The organism is Bacillus sp. FSL K6-1366 (genome assembly GCF_037976695.1).
Lineage (GTDB): Bacteria > Bacillota > Bacilli > Bacillales > Bacillaceae > Bacillus > Bacillus subtilis.
Genome location: NZ_CP150268.1, coordinates 153,770 through 180,265, shown reverse-complemented (window position 1 = coordinate 180,265; position 26,496 = coordinate 153,770). Strand labels below are relative to the sequence as shown.

Sequence of the window (26,496 nt, the reverse complement as noted above, 5' to 3'; positions counted from 1 at the left end):
TCTGGATTCTCACCAGCCTAAACGCCAGCCAAGCTAATGTCTACATGCAGACATTAGCTTTTTTCATTGTTTAATAGGCTGTCGTCACGATTCTAGAAGACTATCTCGTAATAGTCGTCTCCTGTCACATGAAGCCCAAATGACAGGGGAAATGTATATCATTCACACTTTCCGTCGTGAAAATGTAAATGTATTCATAAAAATCCCGCAGCATATCAGCAGTGCGCCGAGGATAATATTGATGGTGATCTGTTCGTGCAATTGCAGCCATCCAAAGAATAGGGCCAATACGGGAACAAACATTAATGCCATGGATGCTTTTGACGCTTGGATTTGATTGAGCACCCAAAACCATACGACAAAGGTAAAGCCGGTGGAAAGCAAGCCATTAAACAGCAATGACCACACCGCTTGATATGTCCACTCGGCTGAAGGGACCGGCTCAAATATAAAGGAAAACACCAATAACATGACGGCTCCCATCATAAGGTGCCAGGCATTCATGTGAATAATATCGATATGCTTGAATTGTAGCTTGCTGAACACATTCGCGATTCCCCAGCTAAGCGCTGCTGCAAGGACGCACAGCTCCCCAAATAAAGCGCTTTGATCGATATTGAGCATTTCCTTTCCAAATATAAATAACAGTCCGAAGAGGCCGCAGACCAGTCCCAGCGTTTTATACACATTCATGTTCTCGTTTAATGTAAAATGGCTGATCACCGTAACAAATATAGGCATTGTATATACCAAAACAGAGGTTTTCCCTGAATCGACAAACTGCATTCCATACGTCAAGATCCCCATATAGCCCAGCCCCATCAACAGGCTCATGATGATATAGCTTTTAAGATGTTCTTTTTTAATTGAAAGCTTTTTTCTTTGGATGAAGAGAATGAGAAATAAAGGAACCGCTCCGATGAACAGGCGCAAACCCGAAAATAAAAGCGGGGGGATGTCATGAATTCCTACTTTCATCGCAACCCAAGTATAACCCCAAATTAGTGTGACAGATATGATACCCAGCATAACTTTTACCATAATGAAGCCGCCTTTCTTGTTTAAATATCGTGCTGGTTTCTATCATATGTTACATTTATGTATAACTGAAATACATTTTTATTATTGGGGGTATAACCAAATGGTTATGAATATGAACCATCTTCACATATTTGTAAAAGTCGGGGAGAAATTGAATATTACAGAAGCGGCAAAAGAATTGTTCATCTCTCAGCCGGCGGTAAGCAAAGCGATAAAAAACCTGGAGAGCTCACTGCAGCTCAAATTATTGATCAGGGATAAACATCATGGTTTAATGCTGACTGACATCGGAAAAGAAATATTGCTGCTTGCGAGGCAAATGAAGGGAATTGAAAGCAAAATATATCAAGTAGCCAACCGGGAAAACAAGCTGTTAAACGGGAAGGTGAAAATCGGTTCATTTCCTGCAGTTTCAACAAATATCATGCCACAGGCGATTGCTGCATTCAGATCAAACTACCCGCTGATCCGCATAGAATTGATCGAAGGAACCTCTGACCAAATAAAAGGATGGGTTGAGGATCGGACGGTTGATATCGGGATCGCAGCATCTCCATTTGAACCGTTTGAAAATCAGCTATTGTGTAACGACTATATGGTGGCTGTCATCCCGCCGCAGCGTGACGAGTTAAAACTTGAAAAGCATGTCGACCTTGAAACATATCAAGATGACCTCATTTTTTGTAAAGGCGGTCATGAAATCGCGATGTCAAACGCATTTTCGCAATACAACATCGAATTAAAGGAAAACTTAACTGTGCAAAATGCCGAAACCTTGATTAATATGGTCAAAAATAACTTGGGTATCGGCATCATTTCAAACTTTACACTTTCATCCGTCCCGCATCAATTGATTAAAAAGGACATCTTTCCTAGGGTCACACGCGATATTGGCGTCATCGTACATTCATTTGAAGAGATAACGCCGGCGGCGCATGAGTTTGTCAAGGTGTTGAAAGCAGTTGTAATCTGAATCAGTTATCGTGTTGCGATGAAATTGAAGAAGATGAATACTCACCGGCAGAGTTACATAAAAGAAAAAAGCAACCATTTGAACGTTGCTTTTCACTCTATTTGGGACCTTGTATGCTAAGAAAAAGATTCCTCCATCTCTGCCTTTGTGGGACTCTGCTCCTTAACTTGTTTTAATGATGCTACTATAAGAAAGCTAACAATCACTAGCAAGAGCCATGAACTTACCTTTCCAAGGTGTACAAGACTCCATGTATCGATTTGGTTTGGATATTTCCAAGCTCCAAAAAACGTAGCGATATTTTCCGCTATCCATATAAAAAATCCGATGAGTACAAAAGAAAGTGCGAGCGGCATACGGTAACGAGCTCCATTCACCTCGTATGTAACCCATGTTTGCCAAAAGACAATGATGACAAGCCCAGATAGCCACCATCGAATGTCTATAGAAAAATGGTGGGTGAAAAAATTCAAATAAATCGCTGCGGCAAGCGGAACAACTGCAAAAAAAGGCGGCCACTTAACCAGTTCAACATTAAGCCTTCTCCATGCCTGGCACAAATAACTGGCTACACTTGCGTACATAAAGCCGCTATACAAAGGTACTCCAAATATTTTGGAGTATCCTTCTTCTGGATAAGACCAGGAGCCCATATGGACTTTAAAAAGTTCCAGAGCAAGCCCAATAAGGTGGAATAATGTGATCACTTTTAATTCATCCCGTGTCTCAAGACCGGAACGCACCATCCACAATTGCATGAGAACGCAGATAATGAGCAGCCAGTCATACCGCGGCAAGAAGGGCAGTGGGATGATTTGCGTAATAGCCAAAGAGGCAAAAATAACGGCAGGAAACAAACATGAAAGGGCTTGTTCCCAGCCAAAATGGACGATTTGTTTTATGGCTCTCATGATGTATGCCTCCTCCATAGTTGTGTTCTTCGTGTATGAAAGGGACGCTTAGTATAGCAGCTAGATGGATATAAGTTTATGTCCATAAGCTCACCGCCAATCACTTTATTTTTCTGTTGATCCTTCATATTTTTTCTTTGCGAATCCTGTGTCTTCATCACTTCGGTATTCCAATATATCACCGGGCTGACATTCTAAAGCCTTGCAAATCGCTTCTAAAGTTGATAATCGAATAGCCTTTGCTTTTCCGTTTTTCAATATCGAAAGATTAGCCATGGTGATGCCAACTCTCTCTGAAAGCTCTGTTACGCTCATTTTCCTCTTAGCAAGCATCACATCGATGTTGATAATAATCGCCATGTCATCACCTCAGACCGTTAAGTCATTTTCTGATTTTATATCTATCGCTTCTTTTAACAGTTTTTGAAGAACAGCAGCAAAGACCGCAATCACCATTGAAGCAAAAATAATAACCAATCCGATCACAATGATACCCGGGGCGTCGTCTATCTCGGCGATCAGATAAAAGACAGGCATGCCTGCTGCGTAAAAGATACTGATAGTGACTGCGCAATATTTTATATTCTTCAAAGCTCTTACAGACAAACCCGAGAAAGCTTTGTTTTTGTCAATATAGCTTAAAAGTTTGAACGCTTGATAAAGAGCAAAGTAAAAAGGTATCGCCGTTACATACAAATAGATGAAAACGAGATATTTTATATAAGCGATATTTGGAAATAATTCTGCTGAATAGTTGGCTATCTTAGGCACTAAAAAAATGCATAAAGCAAGAATTGGAATTCCAATAAGAACCAAAGCTATCTTTAAAAAAATTGTCGACATTCGATTCATAACAAGCACCTCATTTATTTGTTGTCTAATTGAATGTAACAAAAAATTTATCGTTTCTCAATAAAAAAATATTGAAATGTATTGATTTGTTATTGTTATAGGAGACCCTTTTCATTTTTGACAAGACAAAAAAGCATCCCTCATCACTGGGAGATGCTGAACTACTTCAAACTTGCCGACTGAATGAACCGTGTCCCTCAGTGAGCTCAGGGATCTCAGGGATCGGTGTGAACATAAAGCTAAGCTCTTTTATGAAGGCTTTTATCAACGTCAAAGATTCAAACAAACGATGGGAAGAAATACATCAAAGGATAAGCGGCTGTTCATACTAATGATCGGGAGGTAAACCGACTTATGATACAAATTTTGATCACTGGTCTTTTTTTATTGGCTCAGCCGAGTGAGCCGCAGGACAGTTTAACGGTCACACAGCAAGGACGGACGATTGCCACTGTTAACCGTGAAGACTTTACAATGCCTCTTCCCGGCACTCCAATGGTTGACTATGAAAAATACAGTAAATTCATCAAACAGCTTGATCAGAAAGTGTACCGTGAGCCGATAAATGCTGTCCTTAACGATCATGGAAGCATCGTCCCGGGCAGGGTTGGCTACAAACTGTATCAACAGGCGTTTATGGAAAAGTTTTATGCGTATTTTTATGGGCAAGGTCCCTCCAAGATAGAAGTGCCGGAAATGAACATTTATCCGAAAGTTGACAGCGAGCTGCTAGCTCACATCAGTACGCAGCAGCTTGGTCAGTACGTGACGTATTTTAACTCAAGCAATAAAAGCCGCTCACACAATATTTCTCTTTCTGCAAAAGCAATCGACAATCACGTTGTTTTCCCTAATGAGACGTTTTCGTTTAACCAAGTTGTGGGAATGAGAACTCGGAACAAAGGATATAAAAGTGCACCCATTATTGTAAAAGGGGAGTTGTCTGAAGGTGTAGGAGGAGGAATTTGTCAGGTGTCCTCAACTCTATTTAATGCAGTCGATCGTGCAGGACTGCAGATCGTTCAGCGCTATTCTCATACTAGAAGTGTACCATATGTACCGCCCGGACGGGATGCGACGGTAAGCTGGGGAGGTCCTGACTTTCGCTTTCAAAACCAATATAACCAACCAATCTTAATTCGGGCAAAAAGGTATGGGGGAAGTATGATTATTACGCTATACTCTTCTGATGTGATTAACAGCAAATTAAGAAAAATCCCCAAAGCTCCATCTCGGATACCGAAAGAAATAAATGCAGAGCAGTAAAGACAAAATCTCAGGTAAGGTTTTTGTTAAGAGAGCTTGTGGATTGCTCAAAATCAATTCTTTAAGGAGCGGCCAGTGAAAGGAAGGAGGGATAAATGAAGTGAAAAGGGTATTATTTTCTGTAATTGTTTTTACAGCAGTTGGATTTACGTTTTGCCAAGCAAAAGCGCATGCCCTGACTTTTACGGTGTTGCCTATTACACAAAAAACAGAACAGTGGTCAGTAAAAGTAAGTGAAGCAAAAAATGTAAAGGAATTTACGAGACCTCAAAAAGGAGAATATCAAGTATATTCCTTGGAAGTCAAAAATATAGGGGAAAAAGCAGCTACAGTGGATGTGCAATTGTATAGAAATGACCCTAATTCAATCACAAGGTTTTCGCTTTTTGGATGTCCCGATGAAAATTGTGTCAAACCAAAAGAAGATTCTAAAATGTTAGCTGAAAGTTTAAATGATGGCTCACCGCTGAAGTTCAATCATTTTATGCTGGCAGATAAGGCCTCTGAATTAGAGGTTGTTATAATTTGGACACAGAAGGGGCAAGAAGGACGCAATTTAAAACAGACCTTTAAATTCACTGAAGATGGCATTAATTAGACAGTAAAGATGGAATGGCTTTGATGATTCGATCTCTTACTTTGCCTGAGGAAAAAACGAAAAATTGTTGGAAAACCAATCATAGCTGAGTCAAATGTCAAAGTGACTGTGATTAATGACTATAGAGAAGAACCAGAGGAGGCCTTTTGGATACTTTATCCGATGGGAGTGAAATGTTTGTCGATGATCACAAAGTCTTTATTGAATACGAATAGAGACTTTGTGACTGACTGCGCATTTCAACTTAACATTTTACTGATAATGACAGTGAAACCTAAACAAGTGCAACCTGTTTCATCATTAAAAACCGCTAATTTCAAAATTTTCTATGTCAAGATTTAGTTTTTTCAATTGTTTCAACAAAACTTCAAATTTTAAGCAATTGCCATTTTTCAATTCTTCTGGAATATCTTCCGGATGAGCAATTACCATCCCGCTCTCAATCCATTGTTTGCGATACAATTGAAATGCAGCCTCAATTAAATGATCAGGAGTTACAATAAAACCTAACCTCACATCATGATCCTCACTGTAGCCAAATTCAAAACCGCAACATGGACAAATGTCAAACGTTTTTTGATACTCGCCTTTATACAAAGGATTTTGAATTAATCCTTTGTATCCGCAAATTAAACAAGAATAACATTTTTCCACCAAGTTTAATTCCCCTTTTATCACTTATTTACTATTGCTGTCCCGTAACAAATATTACTTCAAATAAAAAACTTCGTGTACTGTATTTATAGCATAAGCAGTGCATCTAATCCTCAAAGATGAACACACTTTGGATTTGAAATGGGTGATATAGGAATCAAGATAATATCTGAATAAAAGAAGGGTTTTACAGTTAATTGGCAAAATGGAAAAGAAAAAGTATTTAAGTTGGAACGGGTATTTATTCTATTAGGCATGTAAAGTGTGAAGTTGAATTCCATGTAATTATGTTAAAGGGGGGAAAGAGGAGATGTGCTACATTGAAATCACAAAGGACAATATTGAAGACAATCATATTTGCTGTGCATTAGGCACGAAACAATATGAGCATGCAGTTAATGAAAAGAAGAGATGGCTCAAAGCTCGAATGGATGAAGGATTGGTGTTCTATCGCTTACATGAACGGGCAAAAGTCTTTATTGAATACCTACCTGCGAATGAGGCATGGGTGCCTATCAATGCGCCTAATTTTATGTACATTAATTGTCTGTGGGTGTCTGGCAGATATAAAAATAACGGTCATGCGAAACGATTGTTGGACAAATGTATAGCAGATGCGAAAGCGTGCGGCATGGATGGCATTATCCATATCGCAGGCAAGAAAAAACTGCCCTATTTAAGTGATAAGCATTTCTTTGAGCATATGGGGTTTACTCTACAAGATGAAGCTGCCCCTTATTTTCAATTAATGGCTTTGACTTGGAATGGCCTTGCAGATTCTCCTGCATTTAAGAGCCAGGTGAAAAGTGATTCTATCAATGAAAAGGGGATTACGATATACTATACAGCTCAGTGTCCGTTTGCAGTGGGCATGATAAATGATTTGCGGGAATTGACTGAAAAGAAAGGGGTTCAATTTCAGTCAATTCAGTTATCATCGAAAGAAGAGGCACAAAAGTCACCAGCTATTTGGACAACTTTTAGCGTTTTTTTTGATGGGAGATTTGTGACTCACGAGATCATGAGTATAAATAAATTTGAAAAGTTACTTAATACACTAGCTTGATTTTTAATAATAAAAAGCCATTTTAAGGTTCTTGACTCAATGAAACAAAAAATGCATTTAAGAGCTGTTATACGTTTTAATCTTGTCTTTAGAGAGCACTTTAATTTAAGTCAAAAGTTTAGACAGTCATCTGTTAGATCATTAGCCCTTTCTTATTTTCTTTTCGGTAACATTTTGATCGTATTTTCCTACTAAAAAGTTAGGAAAGTGAGGAAAAACATGAGAAAAAAGAACAATATTAAGAAATGGCTATTGATCATTGCTGGATTCTTGATCATCTGCATCATCACATTATTTGTAATGGTGTCAGGGAACAAAGTGAAATATGAGGGCAGCGGGAAAAGCGGACTGTGGATGTCTAACCTTGAAAAATCAGACAAAACTTCAATTGGACCCAATTATTTTCTAAATCTATATTGGCAGGGGAGTAAGAAGGAAGAAAAGTGGACTGTTGTTGAAAGAATTACTCTGTATGTAGATGGCGAAAAGTATCAAGATGATAACGTAGATGAGTACGACTTATCAGAGTACACAGGTGATGAAATGCCGGGTGGGGGACGCATGGAGGACCATATTTCCACCTTTGATTATATGCCTGAAGATGAAGTGATAGGTCATGATGTATTAGTAAAAGTGGAGTGGAGGACAGGCCAGAAAAAACAGACAGAAGCAATCAAATTACATAAGAAGCCATGGTATAAAAAATAGTTTATTTGATGTATTTGTGATCACATTGGTGGTCACTTTTTTATTTGCGGATTCCTAGGCACAGCAATCTAAGATTCTGCATAGGCTGAAATAAAATCTTGTTCATTTCTAAAACGAGGTGCATGCTGTTGGAACAACAACCAATCAATCATGAAGACAGAAACGTGCCGCAGCCTATTCGAAGTGATGGAGCTGGAGCTATTGATGCAGGCCCGCGAAATATGATGCGGGATATTCAAAATCCGAATATACTTGTTCCGCCTGTTACAGATGAAGGTATGATTCCTAACTTGAGATTTTCATTCTCAGACGCTCCCATGAAATTAGATCATGGCGGCTGGTCAAGAGAAATCACTGTAAGACAGCTTCCGATTTCGACTGCGATTGCAGGTGTAAACATGAGCTTAACTGCGGGAGGCGTCCGTGAGCTTCATTGGCATAAGCAAGCGGAGTGGGCTTATATGCTTTTGGGACGGGCACGTATCACCGCTGTTGACCAAGACGGACGAAATTTCATTGCTGATGTTGGTCCCGGCGACCTTTGGTACTTCCCAGCAGGAATTCCGCATTCCATACAGGGATTGGAACACTGCGAGTTTCTGCTCGTATTCGATGATGGAAACTTTTCTGAGTTTTCAACGTTAACCATTTCAGATTGGCTTGCACACACACCAAAAGACGTTCTGTCTGCAAATTTCGGTGTCCCGGAGAATGCTTTCAACTCTCTTCCGTCTGAGCAAGTCTATATTTACCAAGGGAATGTGCCGGGATCAGTCGCGAGTGAAGACATTCAGTCACCATATGGAAAAGTCCCCATGACCTTTAAACACGAGTTGTTAAATCAACCCCCAATTCAAATGCCAGGGGGGAGTGTACGAATTGTGGATTCTTCTAACTTCCCAATTTCAAAAACGATAGCCGCTGCACTTGTTCAGATTGAGCCTGGCGCGATGAGAGAGCTTCATTGGCATCCCAATAGCGATGAGTGGCAATATTATCTAACAGGACAGGGACGAATGACGGTATTTATCGGAAATGGGACTGCCCGCACATTTGATTATAGAGCAGGCGACGTTGGATACGTGCCTTCTAATGCCGGACACTATATACAAAACACTGGTACAGAAACATTATGGTTTTTAGAAATGTTCAAAAGTAACCGCTATGCAGATGTGTCACTCAATCAGTGGATGGCATTGACGCCTAAAGAATTAGTACAAAGCAACTTGAATGCTGGATCAGTCATGCTTGATTCTCTGCGCAAGAAGAAAGTGCCTGTTGTGAAATATCCCGGTACGTAAAGACGTAACAGGTCACACAGCTGCCCTTCATATCTTTTTAAAGTAGATAGAGCTGAATTTTGGCCTGTGTTTTATTAAATCCCTATATATACGTTATGTAGGGTTTTTCTGCTTGAATCGTATTGTAATGAGCTTTAAAATGTTAATGTGGAAATGAAATGGTAACCATTCGATAATGGGGATTCAATGGCCGATTTCTACCAGTTTGATTGGCTTTAAAGGAGGAGAAGAAATGAAAGCACTCATATTTTTATCCAGTTTGACTGCCATTGGGAGCTCTATATTGGGGCGATGGTTAGGGATGCTGGATGATTCTTATGCTGTTGGCGATGCTTGGTTTATAGGTGTTTTAGCTGGATTGATTTCACTTCTAATATTGATTGACAGTCAAACGATGACAAAGAATTACATAGTAAGTTTAAGTACGATACTAGGCATTCTTGGAGTGGGATTTATATATTTTCCAGCTGCATTCATCAACATATTATTAAGTATTACACTGGATAAACAAAAGAAAGAAGACCTTCATGTAAGATGAAAGAAATTTCATTTAATTCTTAGGAGGGAAAGTGTATGGATTTACCTCTATGGGCTTATATCATATTTGCAATCCACAGGTGCGGCAGGTTTCATAAGTTTAATGTGGTTCAGTTTTTTTGCTGACAAAATAGAAAAGTGAAGCGATTTTATAAAAATGTAAACTATATTATATGAAAGGGATAACATTGCTTATTTAAGTTTACATAATAAAATTATTTCAAACTGATGCTAAAGATAACTAATTGATCTATGTACTAAATATTCATAATTACTAGAGGGATTGGCACCTAAGGAACAAAGCTATTTGACAAGTTCTTGCTAGAGAATTTTTTCAATCACTACATATGATTTTCTGCATCAAGAAGCTCAGCTGAATTATTTTTGGGTGAATTTACTAATGATGAAACCTGGTATGCTTCCATGTCATCAGCATCATAAGGCAGCAGCAAGCTTTGCAGATAATCAGGGCTTGTATTTTTGGGGTTAAGCCACTCCTTTTCATGATCATGGGCCAATATAACCGGCATTCGGTCGTGTATATCTTTCATGAACTCATTAGGCTCAGTTGTTATGATGGTGCAGGTATAAAGAGGGTATCCTTGATGTGTGCTCCACTTTTCATATAAGCCAGCAAACGCAAAAAGAGCAGATGATTTCAATTTGATCCGCATTGGGATTTTGGTTTTGGAATCAAGCCGTTTCCATTCATAAAAACTGTCTGCTGGTATGATGCAGCGTTTGCTGACAAGCGGTCTTCGAAAGGCCGGTTTCTCGGTAATTGTTTCGGCTCGAGCATTGATCATTTTATAACCGATCTTTTCATCTTTTGCCCAAGGTGGAATAAGTCCCCATCTAAGCTTGCCTAAGCGATTATTTGATCCATCATTGATGATTGCAAGGATGTTTTGTGATGGTGCGACATTATAGCTTGGCTGGTATTCACCTTTAGGAAAAAATTGATCGATGTCAAACTGGTCAATAATATCATCAAATGCAGAGTACAAAGTAAACCTGCCGCACATATCCATCATCCTTTTTAGGGGTTTTTGAATAGTTTGTGGGACGATCGTTCATTTAATACAGGTTCAGAACAATGATTTCTTTTCACTTGCGATAAACTGGTATAATAAGAAAGCCAGTTAAGAAGTTATTGTGGAAAAGAACATATGCTTTTTAGTTTGACCGACGCTGGATCTTGATGGAATTACAAGGATCGCTTAAAAATAGCCTATAGTATAAAAAGAGGCACAGCGTTTTTAACGCAGGGCCTCTTTTATATCAGTAGCCAAATACCAGAGTTGTACTTTGTGATCCGGCATATTTCGTGACAAATTCTTTTGTATATTCCGGCGTTTGGACACGATAGCTATAGTTTGACCCAGGATTCCAAGAAGTCAGCGGAGAGGTTTGCTTGTTGAGTGATGGATAGCTGCCTATGTCTTTGAAATAACCAGTGCCCTTGTCGTCAAGGATGCCGCCTTTTTCACTGCCTTTCCCAAAGTAATTATATTCGGAATATATTTTTGCTTTTGTAGCAATTGTAATCGCCTGGTTAAAATTATTGCTGTAATTGTTTTTAACATGAAAGTAACCGTATCTCATCAGACCTGGGCCTCTAACATACAAGTTCTCAAAATAATTATTGGCGATTGTCATGTGGGGGTAGCCGTCATATTGATGCTGAGAATCATCCGGGTATCCTAAAATCAAACCGTATTTATGATTCGCAAATTTTGAGTTGCTGATCGTGATATAATCTGCGGATTTTCCGATATACACGAGTTTGTCCAAATCGCTTCCGCTTGCATTATAGCTATGACCTGAGAATGTGACGTGATCAATCCAATAGTTCATACCGGAATCTAAATAAAGCTGGATATCATTATTTCCGTTAATCTGCGGACTGTGTTCAAACGTTAAATTTTGAAAAATGACATTTCCAGAAGCTGATGAAGTTGTTAAATAAATATTTTTCAGCGTTTTTTTCGCGTAAGAGCCCACGAGTGTTTTATTTGAGCCAATGGTAACTGTTGTTTTCGCAGATGCGGAAAGATCATTTTGAAGCACTAAAATTTTCGGAGTGGATCCTCCTAGATGGGTTTTTAAATCATTTACGCTTTGAATGTAAACAATCTGCCCGTTTTTTCCACCCGTTGTGCCCGTTTTAGAGATGCCTTTTTCATTTTTGGCATTTCCGGCAAAACCTAAAAGGCCATTTGTTGAGGTATTCGGAAAATCGACTGCACCTAATGCTTTTCCAGGCAAGAGAACCAAAAACAAGCTAAAGACGGTGAACCATAAACAAAGTCGTTTCATCACAATATGCTTCCTTTCAATTTTAATCATTTCCTTGCGGGGATTATTATTACAGTTAATGGAAAGGAATAATAGGTTCTATCTTCCTAATTAATGTTGGGTTACTTAAAAAATAGAGATTGCGCCAAAAGACATACTAACAATTGAAATAGAAGAAAGGATTGATACACCGTTGACTGCAGCAGCTTATCGAAACACCTTGCTATCACTTTTATGTTTAACAGCTGGAATCGTGGATGTAATCGGGTATTTAAGCCTGGGACATGTGTTCACAGCTAATATGACTGGAAACATTGTATTATTGGGGTTAGCTATCGGCAAATCCATTCAGGTCACTGTTTTTAATTCCTTGACTGCGCTAATCGGATTTATATGCGGCGTGATCATTGCTACATTGATGGTCGGAAAGGCGGAAAATACCCTTTGGCCTTCTGCTGTGACAAAAGCCCTCGCACTTGAAGCATTCATTTTGTTTGTCTTTGCTTGTCTTTCTTTTTACCGGGCATTTGTTCCTGTGCACATTCTAATTATACTCATGAGCATTTCTATGGGGATTCAAACTACAGCAGCAAAAAAACTGGGGATTGCAGGTATTTCTTCAACTGTGTTGACCGGCACTTTGGCTTCTCTTTTAGAGGATATATCCGGCCGTTTGTTTTTTAAGAAGCAAAAGAAGACTTTCTTAAGAGATACTGTGTTAAGAGCACTGGCTATTATTTTGTATTGTGTAGGGGCTATTATTGTTGCTCTGGCTGAGCCTGATTTTTATCACTTCATTATTTGGGTTCCGATTGTGCTGATCTTTGGCATCATGATGACAGCTAAGTTGAAACTGAGCGGGGAAAAATAGCTTTTCCTGTATAGCTGTTATCAGGCCAACAGCCTGTTTCATTTCGTTATTGAAATGCGAATTTTGAGAGGGAAAAATAAGACATTCGGCTGAAGTGCACATTCGTTCATTTGTATTGGCTTTTTCATAAGTACCTACATTTGATATATGAATGATAGTGAATTTGCCTTAAAATCAACTATGAATCTATTTCCTCTTTCAAACCAGATGGATTGAGTCTTATAATGATAATGATTCTCATTTGAAGTCTGGTTTGAGGAGGACCAAATATGAAAAAGATCATGAGTGCATTTGTTGGTATGGTTTTGTTGACGATCTTCTGTTTTTCCCCGCAAGCTTCGGCAGCATATGACGACCTGCATGAAGGTTATGCAACGTATACAGGGTCAGGTTATTCAGGAGGAGCTTTCCTGCTGGATCCCATTCCTTCCGATATGGAGATTACTGCAATAAATCCGGCGGATCTCAATTACGGAGGAGTAAAAGCGGCACTTGCCGGCTCTTATTTGGAAGTTGAAGGGCCAAAAGGGAAAACAACCGTATATGTTACTGATCTTTATCCCGAAGGCGCTCGGGGAGCTCTTGATCTGTCACCTAATGCCTTCCGTAAAATCGGCAATATGAAAGACGGAAAAATCAATATTAAATGGCGTGTTGTCAAAGCCCCAATCACCGGCAATTTCACGTACCGGATCAAAGAAGGCAGCAGCAGGTGGTGGGCAGCAATCCAAGTCAGAAATCACAAGTATCCTGTTATGAAAATGGAATATGAAAAGGATGGTAAGTGGATCAACATGGAGAAAATGGACTATAACCATTTTGTGAGTACGAATTTAGGTACTGGCTCTCTCAAAGTCAGAATGACTGACATCCGCGGAAAAGTTGTGAAAGACACCATTCCAAAGCTGCCTGAAAGCGGAACGTCCAAAGCCTATACAGTACCGGGCCATGTTCAGTTTCCTGAATAAAAAATACGAAACAGCGGATCTTTTCCCGCTGTTTTTTCAATGTTCTGTATCTGCATGTAAAAATGTTTTAATCATGTTCAACTGCTCCTGCTTTGGATAGCTGGTATACAGCCTGCTTGAAATCCGAATAGGATCTCCGAAAAAATATCTTTCGTAGTGAGTTTGTCTAGTTCCGAATGAACTCATTGTTAAATCCCATGCCAAACGGAAAATTTTCACACGTTCTTCAGCATTTGTATTGGTTGCTTGAAGATATTGGTCAAGATCTTCCCGTATCTCTGAGTCAAATGCATTTTCGGTAGGCAGTGTCACCATTCCGCTAGCTCCAATTAATTGTATGATTTCAGTAAATCGAGGATATAGCTTAGGAATGATCGTACTGATGACTTGAAGAGGAATTAAACAGGGGCGCATATAGCCGAATTCATCTAACTGAGCATCATTTTCCGATTTGTCAATGAGGGCTTTGATTGTTTCCAATCCCACAATGATTTCTGAGAGCTTTTCTTGGATGTGCTGATATTCGGAAACATTAATGGTGTCGACAAGAAGCTGTGCAACACCTAATAGAAATTCAATTTTTATCATTTGCCTAATGACAACCTGGTGAAAGGTAAAGGCATGAAAAGAGCTTTTTGTCATAAAATCTTTAGCTGCTTCCACATTATCGTAAAAAAACACACGATTCCACGGCACTAACACATGATCAAAAACCACAATTGAATCCATTTCTTCATACCTTGAGCTTAAGGGATGATTAAAGGAAGAGTCGCTTAATACAAATGATTCTCTTGTGATGAATTTTACGCCTTTTGTATTAGAAGGGATTGAAAAAGCATAAGCTTCATCTGTTTCAAAGAAAAATTTAGGCGCTGAAAAAACCAAGATTTCATCGGTCAACCCGCCTTGTGTTGCAAGCAGTCGTGCGCCATGAATCATTAAACCTTTTTCGGTTCTATCAATGACTTTAGCAGATATCGGTTTTTCACTTAGCCCAAAATAGGACTGTGACCGGTTCACTTGCGGAGTAATGAATGTATGGGTAAAGGAAAGGTCATGCTTAGCAGCTTGTTCATACATATCTAGTATATGTTCAGGAAAGCAATTCTCTTTATCTTTTAGAAGCTCCGCTGACGAAGCAAAGCTCATCATAACCGTATTCATGTAATCCGGACTTCTCCCCATCATTCCATGAGTATGTCTAGCCCAATGTTCAATCATGGTCCTTCTTTTTTTCAAATCATTTTTGGTTTTAGGCTGGAGATAGGAAAGGCCGATTCGATTATGATCTCCAGGAAGGCAATAAGTCATTTCATGTATTAACTCATCCTTTGTTTGCAATTCATAAAGTGAGCTTTTTGTTTTGATTATTCCTTTAAATGCAGGATGCTCAGAAATGTTACCCTTTATTTTTTCGCCATCATACCATATTTCGTTTTCTAGTTTATTCAATCGGTCAATGAATTCTTTACCATTGATGATCCCCATTTAAGTTTCGCTCCTTCATATTATGCTGCGTATTGTATTATATTTTCGAGAAAACAGCCGGTTCAGCCAATTTGAGGTGGGAAAAGCCTTTTTTAGAAAAACGAATAAGAGTGACTTACATACCGCAAAAGACTGCAAATTTTACTTAAGGTTTTTCTGTAAGTTCAGAGACGTAAAGAATTAGCTTATTCATATGAAAATAGCACTATAAAACTTGATAACACGTGTCGATATTATGGACATGAGCGTAAGCGAATTGGATTCAAACGCGCTTGAACATATTTTATTTCAGCCATTACATTGTGCGGAAAGGGAAAACGACACATGAAAGTGAAAACAAAATTGCTGGGGATTATATCAATATTAGTTGTTTCAATTATTGGAATTGGAGGCTCCTCAGTATTTATGATTTCTTCTACTGTGAAAAAGAATGAAGAACTTAAAGACAAAATGGAATTCCAAAAAGAGATAAAACACATCCAATATGAATTGACCGGGTTATCAAATGATGAAAGAGGCTTCTTGATTACCAGAGACAAAGAATACGACGAGGGTATGAAGGAAAAAGCAGACGATGTCTTAAAGAGCCTTGACCGGGTTAATGACTTGATTGATGAAGAGAAGTATCAATCCAATATTGAAGACATTAAGACAAGTTTTACTCAGTATAGAGCTTTGAATCAGCAGGTAGTAACAGCCTACTCTTCAAATCCTAAAAAAGCAGAAACCATCCATTTTGGAGAAGAAAGAACATTAAGAAAAGAAGTCGTAGATCCGGCTGTCAATAAGCTGTCTGATCGCCTGGATCAAGAGGTAGAGGATCTAAAGGATGAAATACAGGGCAATGGGAAAATGAGTCAATCGCTCATTATCATTGTCACAGGGATATCAGTAATATTAGGCATTGTTCTAAGCATAATGCTGTTAAAGTCCATTATGGTGCCACTAAGAAGCATAAATAAGCAGCTAGAGGAAATTGCTCATGGCGACGCTGATTTAACCAAAAAAGTCATTGTGAAAAATAAAGATGAATTTGGTCAGCTTGCCCAATCGTTTAATTCTTTTACTCATTCATTAACTCAAATTGTGAAGCAGATCAGCAGCTCATCTGAACAAGTCGCCGCTGCCTCCGAAGAATTATCGGCAAGCGCGGAAGAATCGAAATCAACATCTGAACATATTTCCCGAGCCATGCAGATGGCTGCCGACAGCAATGTGAAGCAAAGCTCAATGACAGAAAAGAGCGCAGAATCCATCACTGAATTATTAGACAGTATATCATCAGTTGCTTCAAATACAGGGAACATAGCGGATCTTTCTTCTTCGATGAGAGACAAGGCTGAAATAGGCTCTAAGTCCGTCAACAAGATGTTAGATCAGATGAAATTCATAGATAAATCTGTAGATTCAGCCGGCAATGGATTGCAGACATTGGTAGCGAGCACAGCAGAAATCAGCGATATCTCTTCGCTTATCACGACGATTTCAGAGCAGACAAATTTGTTGGCACTAAATGCAGCGATCGAGGCGGCCAGAGCCGGAGAGCAAGGAAAAGGATTTGCTGTGGTGGCAGAAGAAGTTCGGAAGTTGGCGGATGAAACAAATAAATCTGCAAACCACATCCAATCGGTGGTAGCGACCATCCAAAATGAATCGATAGAAACGGTAAATAATATTAAGGTTGTTCAAGAAAATGTGAGCTCAGGTATTGTTCTTTCTCAAGAGGCAACAGGAAATTTCAATGAAATACTGAACCTCGTGGAACAGGTTACTTCTCAAATACAAGAAGTCGCAGCGGCAACTCAACAGCTTACATCAGGCGTTGAAGTGATTCAGCACACAGTTCATACATTGGCTGCTGGTACAAAAGAAACGTCAGCAAATACAGAAGCGGTTGCAAAATCTTCACAGGAGCAGCTTCATTCAATGGATGAAATCTCCTATGCTGCAGAATCTCTATCCCAATTGGCGGAAGAGCTTCAAACCGTCATTAATCGTTTTAACTATTAAACAGGCTACTTACGTGCAACCCCCATCTTATTCGGTGGGGGTTGGCTACTTTTACTGTGGTTGTTTCTACAAACGGAGCTAACTGACTTCTTTTAAGTAGCTCCGTTTGTATGGCTAGTCCAAATTTTGATCGATTGTCCCTTCAAAATAGTCATCGCTCACCTGTTCATGAGTTTCAGCCAATCCTTTTTCTAATTGCGTGCTTCCTTTATAATCTGAGGGCTCAAAGTATTTCCCGGCAACATCTGTTGTGTCATTTTTGTTTTCTTTGTTATGAGTTTGTGTTTCAGTGTTTACACTTTCTGTCTCAGTATTGCTGCGTATAGATTGCTGAAAATCATATTCCTTGTCTAATGAAGAAAATCTTTTATAATCATCAGGTCTGTCTGCACCGTTTTTTTGAGTCACTTTACTTCCTCCAGATTATTGATATTTTAGTGGGGGTAAGAACTTATTTCGTTCTTTTAGGATCGGAACCGTGTTTTTTAGGATCATCTGCTTTAAAAGCTGTTTCAGTCTCATGGTCATTTCTTATTTGTTCAATACTTGAATTTTGAATACCTTTCTTACTCATTGGTTTCACCCCTTTACGAAAAGTGTTGAAATATCAACTCTTCTTATTCTGTCTGTTGGGCAGGTATTCATTCGCTTTTTTTCGTTGACTCTTCCCCATTAGGAAAAGAGCCAGTTATGCCAGGCGTGCATTTGATTTTTGAAACCTTTTGTTAGTACATTGCGTATATGAAGAGGCTGTATAGAACTGGGAACAAATTTGTTAAGGTGAGTAACATTCTTTCTTATCATAAAGGGGAGATATGGGAGATGAGTCTGGTGAAAAATGGAGATTCGATAAAGGTTGTATTTGTGTTTCAAAAAAACGAACAGATTGAAGAAGTTGAGCTTAACTCAGCGCAGCTGTCTGCTTTATTACACTCAAAACAGGTATGAATCGAAACATTCAGCCAGAACCTCAAAATTGAAAACACCGTTTGGTCTTACGTCAATCGTCATGTATCTTTGCAAGTTTACTTAAAATAGAAAATGGTGTTTTGATTGAGAGGATTAGCAGCGATATTATTTGCTTAATGTGTCTTTATCCGTTAATGGGTTAGATAGGGGCTGGACAAGATATTGCAATGCTTCATAAAGTTAAAAAAGATTATTGAAATCTTCACAGTTATCTTTACAATAGCCTATATAGAGCGCTTTCCAAATCGTGCATTTTTTAGCTGGTTACTTGTATGGAGAAAGAGGTTTTTAGCAAAATGAAAACTACAATCTACGATGTTGCAGAAAAAGCCGGCGTGTCCATTTCAACAGTTTCAAAAGTGATCAATCATCAGCCGGTCGGGATGAAATCGAAACAAAAAGTGCTAGATGCCATGCAAGAGCTGAATTATAAGCCAAGTGTGCTCGCTTCAGCATTAACAGGGAAACGGACTTCGACAATAGGATTTCTTTTACCGGACATAGCTAATCCTCTGATTGCAGAAATGGCACGGAGAGTAGAGGATCGGGCACACGAATATGGATTCAATGTCGTCATTTGCAGTACGGATTTCAAGTCAGAGAAGGAAGAGAGATACGTCTCATTATTAAGGCAGAAGCGTGTTGACGGGTTTATTTTAGCTGGGGGGTTTAGGAATAAACAGGTTATTCATGAGTTAATCAGCGATAACATTCCTGTTATCCTTCTTTCGGAATCACAGCCATACTCATCTCTTACAACGGTTACAGTTGATAATTTCTTGGGAGGGTATGAATTAACAGCATATTTAATTTCGCTTGGCCACTCAAGGATTGCGGTGATTGCAGAAGACAATGCAAGCAGCAGAGAACGAATTCGCGGATATTCACAGGCATTACAAGAGTCTGATCTTGATATTCACGAAGATCTGATTGTTGTAACAGATTCAACGGCCGAGTCTGCACAGTCTTTGGCCTCTTCATTATTACAATCTTCAAATCCGCCCACAGCTATGATTTGTTGTAATGATATCTTAGCAATTGGTGCGCTCCTTGCAGCAAGGGAGGAACATGTGTTGGTTCCTGAAGAACTTTCTATCACAGGCTTTGATAATACACTGATATCAAAAAGTAGTGATCCCCCTTTGACAACAGTTGAAGTGCCTGTGCAAAGCATGTGTTCACAGGCAGTGGATTTACTAATTGATGAAATAGAAGGAAAAGCCTCTGAAAAACAAAAAATTTTAGTATTGCCGAAATTAATTGTCCGAAAATCAACAAGCCGTTTTCATTAAAGACGTGTGTTCCAAATTAATAATATTTGTTTAGCAGCTGGAAAGTCCCCGCTGCTTTTTTGTGTTTCACCATAGAATGACAAAAGGGAAGCAAGAAAAACTCAAAAAACAACATTGATAGGTCGTAATATCCTTTTTTAAAGTGGAAGGTGTATATATATTGGTATATTGTTGATTAATTTCTGAAAGTAATTTCAAAAAAACGTTTACAAAATATATTGAATATTATACAATCAACTCACAAAATATAAAGCGCTTTCTATATGCAGGGATATAATTAGTAAAAAAGAAATCTATTTGCTTTTAAAAACGGAGTGTAAAGCGCTTTATATGATTTGTTTCCGGTTTTAGATAAAGTGCACGATTAAGAAGAGAAGATCAACTCGGAGAACCGAAATGAACGTACTTTTAAATCCAGTTAAAAGAAAGCGCTTTATTTTTTGGTTGCGATTCATAATTCATTTGATTAGAGGTGTCTTGGATGAGTATTCACATTGCTGGCGCGCCGTGCTGCTGGGGCGTTGACGATCCGAAAAATCCTTATCTTCCTCCATGGGAAAGAGTGCTGCAAGAAGCATCACAAGCTGGTTATAAAGGGATTGAGTTAGGTCCATACGGCTATATTCCGATGGATATCGAACGTGTCCAAGCAGAGCTTTTGAAAAACGATTTATCCATTATTGCCGGTACGATTTTTGATGATTTAGTATCAGAGTCGCACTTAGGAAATTTGCTGGAGCAAGTTGATGAGATTTGTTCTCTGATTACAAAACTACCTTTCTCTTTTCAGGATAAAGAGGAGCGCTTTCGCTTTTCACCTCCTTATTTGGTCCTGATTGACTGGGGGCATGACGAAAGAGATTATAAGGCGGGGCGTCCTGATCAAGCGAAACGGTTATCTAAAAAGGAATGGAACCGTATGATGTCTCATATTCGGATAATTGCGGAACGGGCGTGGAAGCAATATGGCGTACGAGCCGTCATCCATCCTCATGCAGGGGGATATATTGAATTCGAGGATGAGATTCAGCAATTACTAAAAGATATACCATACGATATTGCGGGGCTTTGTCTTGATACAGGACATTTATATTATTCAAAGATGGATCCGGAACAATGGCTGCGGGACTATGCGGACCGTGTAGACTATATCCATTTTAAAGACATTGATGAACATGTTTATCAACAAGTAATGGGTGAGCATATCCGCTTTTTTGATGCTTGTGCAAAGGGAGTCATGTGTCCGATAGGCCAAGGAATTATTGATTATGAAGCGATTTACAAGTTGCTAAAAGACATTCACTATCACGGCTATATTACGATTGAGCAAGAACGTGATCCGAGAAACTCTGATACTAGTTTAAGAGATGTCAGTCAAAGCCTTGCCTATTTAAAAAATGTTGGTTACTAGTGAGGGAGGAATCAAAAATGATTAATGGTGAAAAAAAGGTAGATAGACCGATACGCTGGGCAATGGTAGGAGGCGGTCGGGGAAGTCAAATTGGATACATTCATCGCTCGGCTGCCTTGCGTGATCATCACTTTCAGTTGGTTGCAGGGGCATTTGACATCAATCCGGAACGGGGAAAAGATTTTGGGATGAATCTTCATGTTACTCCGGAACGCTGCTACTTGGATTTCCAGCAAATGTTTGAAGAAGAAGCAAAACGAGAAGACGGTATTGAAGCTGTTTCTATCGCAACTCCAAACGGCACTCATTATGAAATTTGTAAGGCGGCCCTGAATGTCGGTTTGCATGTTGTATGTGAAAAGCCTCTTTGTTTCACGTTTGAAGAAGCAAAAGAGCTTGAGAATTTGGCAAAGAAAAAGAACAGAGTTGTCGGCATTACATATGGTTATTCTGGGCATCAAATGATTGAACAGGCGCGCCAGATGATCGCAAATGGAGAGTTGGGTGACATCAGAATTATTAATATGCAATTTGCACATGGTTTTCACTCAGATCCTGTAGAAATGAATAATCCAAGCACGAAATGGCGTGTAGACCCGAAATTTGCCGGTCCGAGCTACGTGTTAGGAGATTTAGGAACTCATCCGTTATTTTTATCGGAAATCATGATTCCGGAACTGAAAATAAACAAACTGTTATGTACTCGCCAGAGCTTTGTAAAAAGCAGAGCGCCTCTTGAAGATAATGCTTATACGATTATGGAATACGATAATGGGGCGGTCGGCACGGTGTGGTCTTCATGTGTAAATGCCGGATCAATGCATGGCCAGAAAATTCGTGTGATCGGTTCCAAAGCAAGTATTGAATGGTGGGATGAACAGCCTAACCAGCTGCGTTTTGAAATACAGGGAAAACCTGTACAGATTTTAGAGCGCGGAATGGGATATTTATACCCGGAAGCATTACAAGATGACCGTATTGGAGGCGGCCATCCAGAAGGTCTATTTGAAGCGTGGTCGAATCTTTATTCCCGATTCGCTGTTGCTATGGAAGCTGCTGATCGAGGGAAAGAATTGGAGCACATGTGGTATCCAGGAATTGAAGCGGGTGTGGGAGGTGTACGCTGGGTGGAAAACTGCGTTCGATCCGCGGATAAAGGCGCAGTATGGGTGGACTATCAATAACATGTAGCGATTGTAAGTCCTTTTAAAAGGAGGAGAAAAATGGACCAGCGTGAAAAAATGGATACTGCAGGCGGAAATACCTCGTGTAAACATAAAAAATTTTTCCGCAAGATTACCATCATTTCTACATTCGGAGGCCTTCTCTTTGGTTATGACACTGGAGTAATCAATGGAGCGTTGCCTTTTATGGCACAAAGAGATCAGCTTGATCTAACTCCCTTCACCGAAGGTCTCATCACAAGTTCCCTCCTTTTCGGAGCCGCATTTGGCTCCCTGGCTGGAGGACGGTTAGCAGATCGTATTGGCAGGCGGAAAACCATCTTAAATCTAGCTTTCTTGTTTTTTATTGCTACGATTGGTTGTTCGTTCGCACCAAACACATCTGTTATGATAATATGCCGAAGTTTACTTGGTCTTGCAGTAGGGGCAGCATCTGTCACGGTACCGGCCTTTTTAGCTGAAATGTCGCCAGCGGAACAGCGGGGCAAAACAATTACTCAGAACGATCTGATGATTATTTTAGGTCAGCTTCTTGCATTTACATGTAATGCAGTCATTGGTACATCAATGGGTGAATATGCGCACGTTTGGCGATTTATGCTTATCTTGGCAACACTGCCGGCCATTTTTCTGTGGTTCGGGATGCTTATTGTACCAGAGAGCCCGCGCTGGCTGGCATCGAAAGGGAAGGTGGGGGAGGCGTTCAGAGTTCTTAAGCATGTAAGGGAAGAAAATTGTGCCAAAGCTGAGCTGACTGAAATCAAAGCTTCAATCAATCGAGAGACTGAAATAAATCGGGCGACACTGAAAGACTTGTCAGTCCCGTGGATTCGCCGACTTGTAGGTCTTGGAATAGGAATCGCTGTAGTGCAGCAAATAACCGGTGTTAACTCCATTATGTTCTATGGCACGCAAATTTTGCAGAAAGCTGGTTTTGCCAGAGACGCAGCACTTGTCGCAAACATTGGAAATGGCGTTATTTCAGTGATAGCCTGTACATTCGGCATCTGGATTGTAGGTAAAGTCGGGAGGCGGCCTCTTCTCCTTACAGGACTTGCAGGGACAACAGCTTCTATTTTGCTTATAGCGATTTGTTCCATCACACTTCAAGGAACTCCCGTGCTGCCGTTTATCGTGATTGGCCTGACAATTACGTTCCTGGCTTTTCAGCAGTCAGCGGTATCCGTGGTTACGTGGCTCATGATTTCAGAAATATTCCCGCTCAGATTGCGAGGGCTCGGAATGGGGATTTCAGTGTTTTTCCTTTGGATGATGAATTTTCTTATCGGCTTAACGTTTCCTGTGTTACTAGATCAATTGGGGATGTCGTCAACGTTCTTCGTCTTCGTTGTTCTGGGGGCTTCTGCGATTCTTTACGTGAAAAAGTATCTGCCGGAAACAAAAGGTCGTACTCTAGAAGAGCTTGAAAACGACTTTAGAAGCAATCAAGGTGTTCGAAAAGCATCATCGGGCAAAGGAGAAATAAATATGTAAACGCTCTCTTTTATTATGATTAAAAAGGCGTTGCTTTTGAAGCAAGCCTTTACTTTCAAATGTTTTCCATTAAACAACTAGCAAATCCCGTTTTTCTTAATACTAACTTCATCCTGTTGCTTTTTGACTAATGCAAATATCCATTCTATTAAACTTTGTTTTTGCACATACTTTTTCCCGTTGATTTTAATGTAAGGCAGGTCTGTCATGTCTCCGGCTAACTGTTTTGCCTCAGTTGTCGTTATTCCTAAAAAATGTCCGATGTAAAAGTAAATATCTCGTTCTTTTATAAGCAAGGTATCACTTTTTTCATATGCTTTTGGATGGTTCATTTGCTTTAAGCCTTCACCGATAAAATAGCCAGCCAAAGCAATACCGATTCCTAAAAAAACGTCCATATGCATGCCTCCATTATGTCGATGTTATGTTATACGGGCTTGGCATACTCCGGGTTTCATTATCAACCAAAAAAAACCGCCAGAACATGTTCTGGGCGGTTTTTTCGTTTATGCTTTTTCAATCTGCACGCGTCCTGAAAAAAAGGTGGCGCCGCCGCCCATATCGGACAATCTGTCTGGGGTTAGCGCGTTTACAAGCTGTTTTTTTCCTTGTTCATCCGCCCATAATCCTTGGCTGACAACGACACCTGGCAGCACTTGTTCTCCAACTGCAGCGGTCAGCTCGCATTCTCCCCGGCTGTTCCAAATTCGTACAGGTGCCCCATCAACGATTCCGTGTTCTTCAGCATCTTTTGTGTTGATAAAGAGCTTTGGCGTCTTTTCAAGCTTGATGTGTTTTTCATTATTGGAAAATGTTGAGTTTAAGAAATTATGGTTTGGCCCCGGAACATACATAAACGGATGTTCATTATCGGTTACAAGAGGTGTATATGTCGGTAAAGCCGGGAAGCCGTCTTGTTTCATTTTTTCTGAATATAATTCTATTTTTCCGCTTGGCGTTGGAAGTTCGCCCGGAAACAGCGGCTTTTCGCGTTTTGCTTTCATAAATGAATGCTTAGTGAGTGCATCGTAATCAATCTCTGCCAAATGCGGATTATCTGGATGGTCAAGCGCCTGGCGGATTAATACTTCATCTGAATCTTTAAGCTCCTGGTCTGTGAATCCCATGGCTTCAGCCAGTAATCGGAACACCTCAGTGTTAGACTTGCTTTCCCCATATCTCTCAATCACCGGCTGCTGAAGCTGAATGTAATGGTGCCAGTAGGAGGTGTAAAAATCAGTATTTTCAAAAGCGGATGTTGCAGGCAGTACAATGTCCGCATATGCAGCCGTTTCCGTTAAAAACAAATCATGAACCACAGTAAACAAGTCTTCCCGCAGCAAGCCCTGTCTGACTTTGTTTGCTTCGGGTGCGACGACGGCAGGGTTCGTTCCGTAAATAAATAGAGAGCGAATCGGCGGGTCTGTTTCCAAAAGCACCTTGCCAAGCTGATTCATATTAAACGACCTCGGGGTGCGCCCTTTCAATAAGTCGGGCCGCTGCAAGGCATTTGTGTTATATTCTAAAATTCCGCTGTTATGCTTAATTGCGCCGCCCCCTGTGTGCAGCCATTGGCCGGTGATCGCCGGAAGACAGGCAATCGTCCTGACAATCATCCCGCCGTTATCGTGATGCTGGGGTCCGTTTCCGATTCTGATAAAAGAAGGGGAGGTTTCCCCGTACATTTTTGCCAGTCGGTAAATATCTTCGGTACTGACACCGGTGATCGTCGATACCTTTTTAGGATCATATTGTTTCACGTGTTCACGGAGCTCTTCATAGCCAACCGTGTACTCAGACAGAAATGCTTCATCATGAAGGTTTTCTTTAAATAAAATGTGCATGATGCCAAGAGCAAGTGCACTGTCGGTTCCCGGCTTTATCGGAATAAACCAATCTGCGAGACGTCCTGTTTGATTTTTATGCACATCGATCACGACAATTTTGGCACCTTGTTTTCGCGCTTTTTGGGCGATCGTAATTTGGTGCATATTTGTGCTGACCGCGTTGATTCCCCAAAAAATAAATAGTTTTGTATGAATGGTTTCCTCAGGATCGATTCCCGCGCTTATGCCCATTGTATATTTATAGCCTTCAGATCCCGCTTTGCTGCAAATCGTCCGTTCAAGCTGGCTTGACCCCATGCGGTAAAAAAAGCGGCGGTCCATTCCTTCAGCTGTCAATTTCCCCATATTTCCGTAAAAGCTGTAAGGAAGTATGCTTTCAGCTCCCTCTTCATCAATCAGCTGTTTCCAGCGGGAGGTGATCGTATCGATTGCCTCTTCCCAAGAAATCGGTTCAAATATCGCTTGGCCTTTAGCACCTGTTCGTTTGAGCGGTGTAGTCAGCCGCTTTTCATCATAGATGCGCTCCGTCATATTCCGGACTTTGTTGCATATGTTTCCGGCTGTGACAGGATGATCAGGGTCTCCTTGCACTTTTACGATTTTCCCGTCTTTTTTATGTATTAACAATCCGCACTGATCCGGGCAGTCCAGCGAGCAAACGGATTTGAAAATGCCGTTTTGTTGTGTGGCAAAAGATTTCATGGCCCAGTTCCTCTCTCTAGTTAGATATTTTGTAAGAATTATAACATTTCGGATC

The 26,496-nt window shown here is 40.1% G+C and carries 29 protein-coding genes; 17 read left to right on the top strand and 12 right to left on the bottom strand.

What is annotated here, in order from left to right:
• Positions 1 to 162 precede the first annotated feature (162 nt).
• On the bottom strand, positions 163 to 1,041 hold the full coding sequence (locus MHI44_RS00800) for a DMT family transporter (RefSeq protein ID WP_033883971.1): 879 nt from the start codon (positions 1,039 to 1,041) through the stop codon (positions 163 to 165).
• Positions 1,042 to 1,141: 100 nt separating this feature from the next.
• On the opposite strand from MHI44_RS00800, the gene MHI44_RS00795 reads away from it, so the two are divergent.
• Positions 1,142 to 2,014, top strand: a complete 873-nt coding sequence (locus tag MHI44_RS00795) for a LysR family transcriptional regulator (protein WP_021481419.1) — start codon at positions 1,142 to 1,144, stop codon at positions 2,012 to 2,014.
• 116 nt (positions 2,015 to 2,130) lie between these two features.
• Here the strand turns inward: MHI44_RS00795 and MHI44_RS00790 are convergent, their stop codons facing one another.
• The 3 genes from MHI44_RS00790 to MHI44_RS00780 all read right to left on the bottom strand — a co-directional run bounded on the left by MHI44_RS00790 (position 2,131) and on the right by MHI44_RS00780 (position 3,777).
• Positions 2,131 to 2,925: a DUF817 domain-containing protein gene (locus MHI44_RS00790; RefSeq protein ID WP_033883969.1), complete on the bottom strand. Its 795-nt coding sequence runs from the start codon at positions 2,923 to 2,925 to the stop codon at positions 2,131 to 2,133.
• Positions 2,926 to 3,030: 105 nt separating this feature from the next.
• Positions 3,031 to 3,285 (bottom strand): helix-turn-helix transcriptional regulator, encoded by a 255-nt coding sequence (locus tag MHI44_RS00785; RefSeq protein WP_033883967.1) that lies wholly within the window; start codon positions 3,283 to 3,285, stop codon positions 3,031 to 3,033.
• 9 nt (positions 3,286 to 3,294) lie between these two features.
• The gene (locus MHI44_RS00780) at positions 3,295 to 3,777 is read right to left on the bottom strand and encodes a DUF2975 domain-containing protein (RefSeq protein WP_033883966.1); all 483 of its coding nucleotides are present in this window, start codon (positions 3,775 to 3,777) and stop codon (positions 3,295 to 3,297) included.
• A gap of 354 nt (positions 3,778 to 4,131) precedes the next feature.
• Between MHI44_RS00780 and MHI44_RS00775 the strand changes: the two genes are divergently transcribed.
• The 3 genes from MHI44_RS00775 (at position 4,132) to MHI44_RS00765 (ending at position 5,983) form a co-directional block, all read left to right on the top strand.
• Positions 4,132 to 5,043, top strand: a complete 912-nt coding sequence (locus MHI44_RS00775; protein ID WP_015714063.1) for a VanW family protein — start codon at positions 4,132 to 4,134, stop codon at positions 5,041 to 5,043.
• 100 nt (positions 5,044 to 5,143) lie between these two features.
• Positions 5,144 to 5,641: a hypothetical protein gene (locus tag MHI44_RS00770; RefSeq protein ID WP_128992967.1), complete on the top strand. Its 498-nt coding sequence runs from the start codon at positions 5,144 to 5,146 to the stop codon at positions 5,639 to 5,641.
• 102 nt (positions 5,642 to 5,743) lie between these two features.
• On the top strand, positions 5,744 to 5,983 hold the full coding sequence (locus MHI44_RS00765) for a hypothetical protein (RefSeq protein ID WP_010886525.1): 240 nt from the start codon (positions 5,744 to 5,746) through the stop codon (positions 5,981 to 5,983).
• Here the strand turns inward: MHI44_RS00765 and MHI44_RS00760 are convergent.
• On the bottom strand, positions 5,942 to 6,298 hold the full coding sequence (locus MHI44_RS00760) for a hypothetical protein (protein ID WP_080265378.1): 357 nt from the start codon (positions 6,296 to 6,298) through the stop codon (positions 5,942 to 5,944). The genes MHI44_RS00765 and MHI44_RS00760 overlap by 42 nt on opposite strands.
• Positions 6,299 to 6,605: 307 nt before the next feature.
• On the opposite strand from MHI44_RS00760, the gene MHI44_RS00755 reads away from it, so the two are divergent.
• The 5 genes from MHI44_RS00755 to MHI44_RS00735 all read left to right on the top strand — a co-directional run bounded on the left by MHI44_RS00755 (position 6,606) and on the right by MHI44_RS00735 (position 9,908).
• Positions 6,606 to 7,361 carry an N-acetyltransferase gene (locus tag MHI44_RS00755; protein ID WP_003231406.1) on the top strand — a complete coding sequence of 252 codons (756 nt, stop codon included), beginning with the start codon at positions 6,606 to 6,608 and terminating at the stop codon, positions 7,359 to 7,361.
• Positions 7,362 to 7,400: 39 nt separating this feature from the next.
• Positions 7,401 to 7,556: a hypothetical protein gene (locus tag MHI44_RS00750; protein WP_128992965.1), complete on the top strand. Its 156-nt coding sequence runs from the start codon at positions 7,401 to 7,403 to the stop codon at positions 7,554 to 7,556.
• A 24-nt stretch (positions 7,557 to 7,580) separates the two neighbouring features.
• Positions 7,581 to 8,069 (top strand): YdhH/YoaO family protein, encoded by a 489-nt coding sequence (locus MHI44_RS00745; RefSeq protein ID WP_004399262.1) that lies wholly within the window; start codon positions 7,581 to 7,583, stop codon positions 8,067 to 8,069.
• A 122-nt stretch (positions 8,070 to 8,191) separates the two neighbouring features.
• Positions 8,192 to 9,370: an oxalate decarboxylase gene (gene oxdD, locus MHI44_RS00740; protein WP_131227486.1), complete on the top strand. Its 1,179-nt coding sequence runs from the start codon at positions 8,192 to 8,194 to the stop codon at positions 9,368 to 9,370.
• Positions 9,371 to 9,602: 232 nt separating this feature from the next.
• Positions 9,603 to 9,908, top strand: a complete 306-nt coding sequence (locus tag MHI44_RS00735; protein ID WP_004399414.1) for a membrane protein — start codon at positions 9,603 to 9,605, stop codon at positions 9,906 to 9,908.
• 340 nt (positions 9,909 to 10,248) lie between these two features.
• On the opposite strand, the gene MHI44_RS00730 is transcribed toward MHI44_RS00735, so the two are convergent.
• On the bottom strand, positions 10,249 to 10,932 hold the full coding sequence (locus tag MHI44_RS00730; RefSeq protein ID WP_004399422.1) for an SOS response-associated peptidase: 684 nt from the start codon (positions 10,930 to 10,932) through the stop codon (positions 10,249 to 10,251).
• Between the two features lie 256 nt (positions 10,933 to 11,188).
• On the bottom strand, positions 11,189 to 12,226 hold the full coding sequence (locus MHI44_RS00725; protein ID WP_004399365.1) for a polysaccharide lyase family 1 protein: 1,038 nt from the start codon (positions 12,224 to 12,226) through the stop codon (positions 11,189 to 11,191).
• A gap of 172 nt (positions 12,227 to 12,398) precedes the next feature.
• Between MHI44_RS00725 and MHI44_RS00720 the strand changes: the two genes are divergently transcribed.
• A complete protein-coding gene (locus tag MHI44_RS00720; protein ID WP_004399503.1) occupies positions 12,399 to 13,076 on the top strand; it encodes a YoaK family protein in 678 nt (225 codons plus the stop codon).
• Between the two features lie 269 nt (positions 13,077 to 13,345).
• Positions 13,346 to 14,044: an expansin ExlX gene (gene exlX / locus MHI44_RS00715; RefSeq protein WP_003231419.1), complete on the top strand. Its 699-nt coding sequence runs from the start codon at positions 13,346 to 13,348 to the stop codon at positions 14,042 to 14,044.
• Positions 14,045 to 14,080: 36 nt separating this feature from the next.
• Here the strand turns inward: exlX and hpaB are convergent, their stop codons facing one another.
• Entirely contained in the window at positions 14,081 to 15,532 is a 1,452-nt protein-coding gene (gene hpaB, locus MHI44_RS00710; RefSeq protein WP_003231423.1) for a 4-hydroxyphenylacetate 3-monooxygenase, oxygenase component, read from the bottom strand.
• A gap of 324 nt (positions 15,533 to 15,856) precedes the next feature.
• Between hpaB and MHI44_RS00705 the strand changes: the two genes are divergently transcribed.
• The gene (locus tag MHI44_RS00705; protein ID WP_339202675.1) at positions 15,857 to 17,542 is read left to right on the top strand and encodes a methyl-accepting chemotaxis protein; all 1,686 of its coding nucleotides are present in this window, start codon (positions 15,857 to 15,859) and stop codon (positions 17,540 to 17,542) included.
• 114 nt (positions 17,543 to 17,656) lie between these two features.
• Here MHI44_RS00705 and MHI44_RS00700 read toward each other — a convergent pair whose 3' ends face one another.
• A complete protein-coding gene (locus MHI44_RS00700; protein WP_003231427.1) occupies positions 17,657 to 17,950 on the bottom strand; it encodes a YozQ family protein in 294 nt (97 codons plus the stop codon).
• A 43-nt stretch (positions 17,951 to 17,993) separates the two neighbouring features.
• A complete protein-coding gene (locus tag MHI44_RS00695) occupies positions 17,994 to 18,116 on the bottom strand; it encodes a hypothetical protein (RefSeq protein ID WP_003241887.1) in 123 nt (40 codons plus the stop codon).
• A 248-nt stretch (positions 18,117 to 18,364) separates the two neighbouring features.
• On the opposite strand from MHI44_RS00695, the gene MHI44_RS00690 reads away from it, so the two are divergent.
• The 5 genes from MHI44_RS00690 (at position 18,365) to MHI44_RS00670 (ending at position 23,892) form a co-directional block, all read left to right on the top strand.
• Positions 18,365 to 18,490, top strand: coding sequence for a hypothetical protein (locus MHI44_RS00690; protein WP_257475318.1), 126 nt, complete (start codon positions 18,365 to 18,367; stop codon positions 18,488 to 18,490).
• A gap of 317 nt (positions 18,491 to 18,807) precedes the next feature.
• Entirely contained in the window at positions 18,808 to 19,803 is a 996-nt protein-coding gene (locus MHI44_RS00685; protein WP_038829997.1) for a LacI family DNA-binding transcriptional regulator, read from the top strand.
• A gap of 481 nt (positions 19,804 to 20,284) precedes the next feature.
• A complete protein-coding gene (locus MHI44_RS00680; protein WP_095843737.1) occupies positions 20,285 to 21,214 on the top strand; it encodes a TIM barrel protein in 930 nt (309 codons plus the stop codon).
• A 17-nt stretch (positions 21,215 to 21,231) separates the two neighbouring features.
• A complete protein-coding gene (locus MHI44_RS00675; protein WP_038829982.1) occupies positions 21,232 to 22,398 on the top strand; it encodes a Gfo/Idh/MocA family oxidoreductase in 1,167 nt (388 codons plus the stop codon).
• 57 nt (positions 22,399 to 22,455) lie between these two features.
• Positions 22,456 to 23,892 (top strand): sugar porter family MFS transporter, encoded by a 1,437-nt coding sequence (locus tag MHI44_RS00670; RefSeq protein WP_046381499.1) that lies wholly within the window; start codon positions 22,456 to 22,458, stop codon positions 23,890 to 23,892.
• Positions 23,893 to 23,969: 77 nt separating this feature from the next.
• Here MHI44_RS00670 and MHI44_RS00665 read toward each other — a convergent pair whose 3' ends face one another.
• A complete protein-coding gene (locus MHI44_RS00665; protein WP_003241898.1) occupies positions 23,970 to 24,290 on the bottom strand; it encodes a hypothetical protein in 321 nt (106 codons plus the stop codon).
• Between the two features lie 108 nt (positions 24,291 to 24,398).
• Positions 24,399 to 26,441, bottom strand: coding sequence for a molybdopterin oxidoreductase family protein (locus tag MHI44_RS00660; protein WP_339202672.1), 2,043 nt, complete (start codon positions 26,439 to 26,441; stop codon positions 24,399 to 24,401).
• Between the last annotated feature and the right edge of the window lie 55 nt (positions 26,442 to 26,496).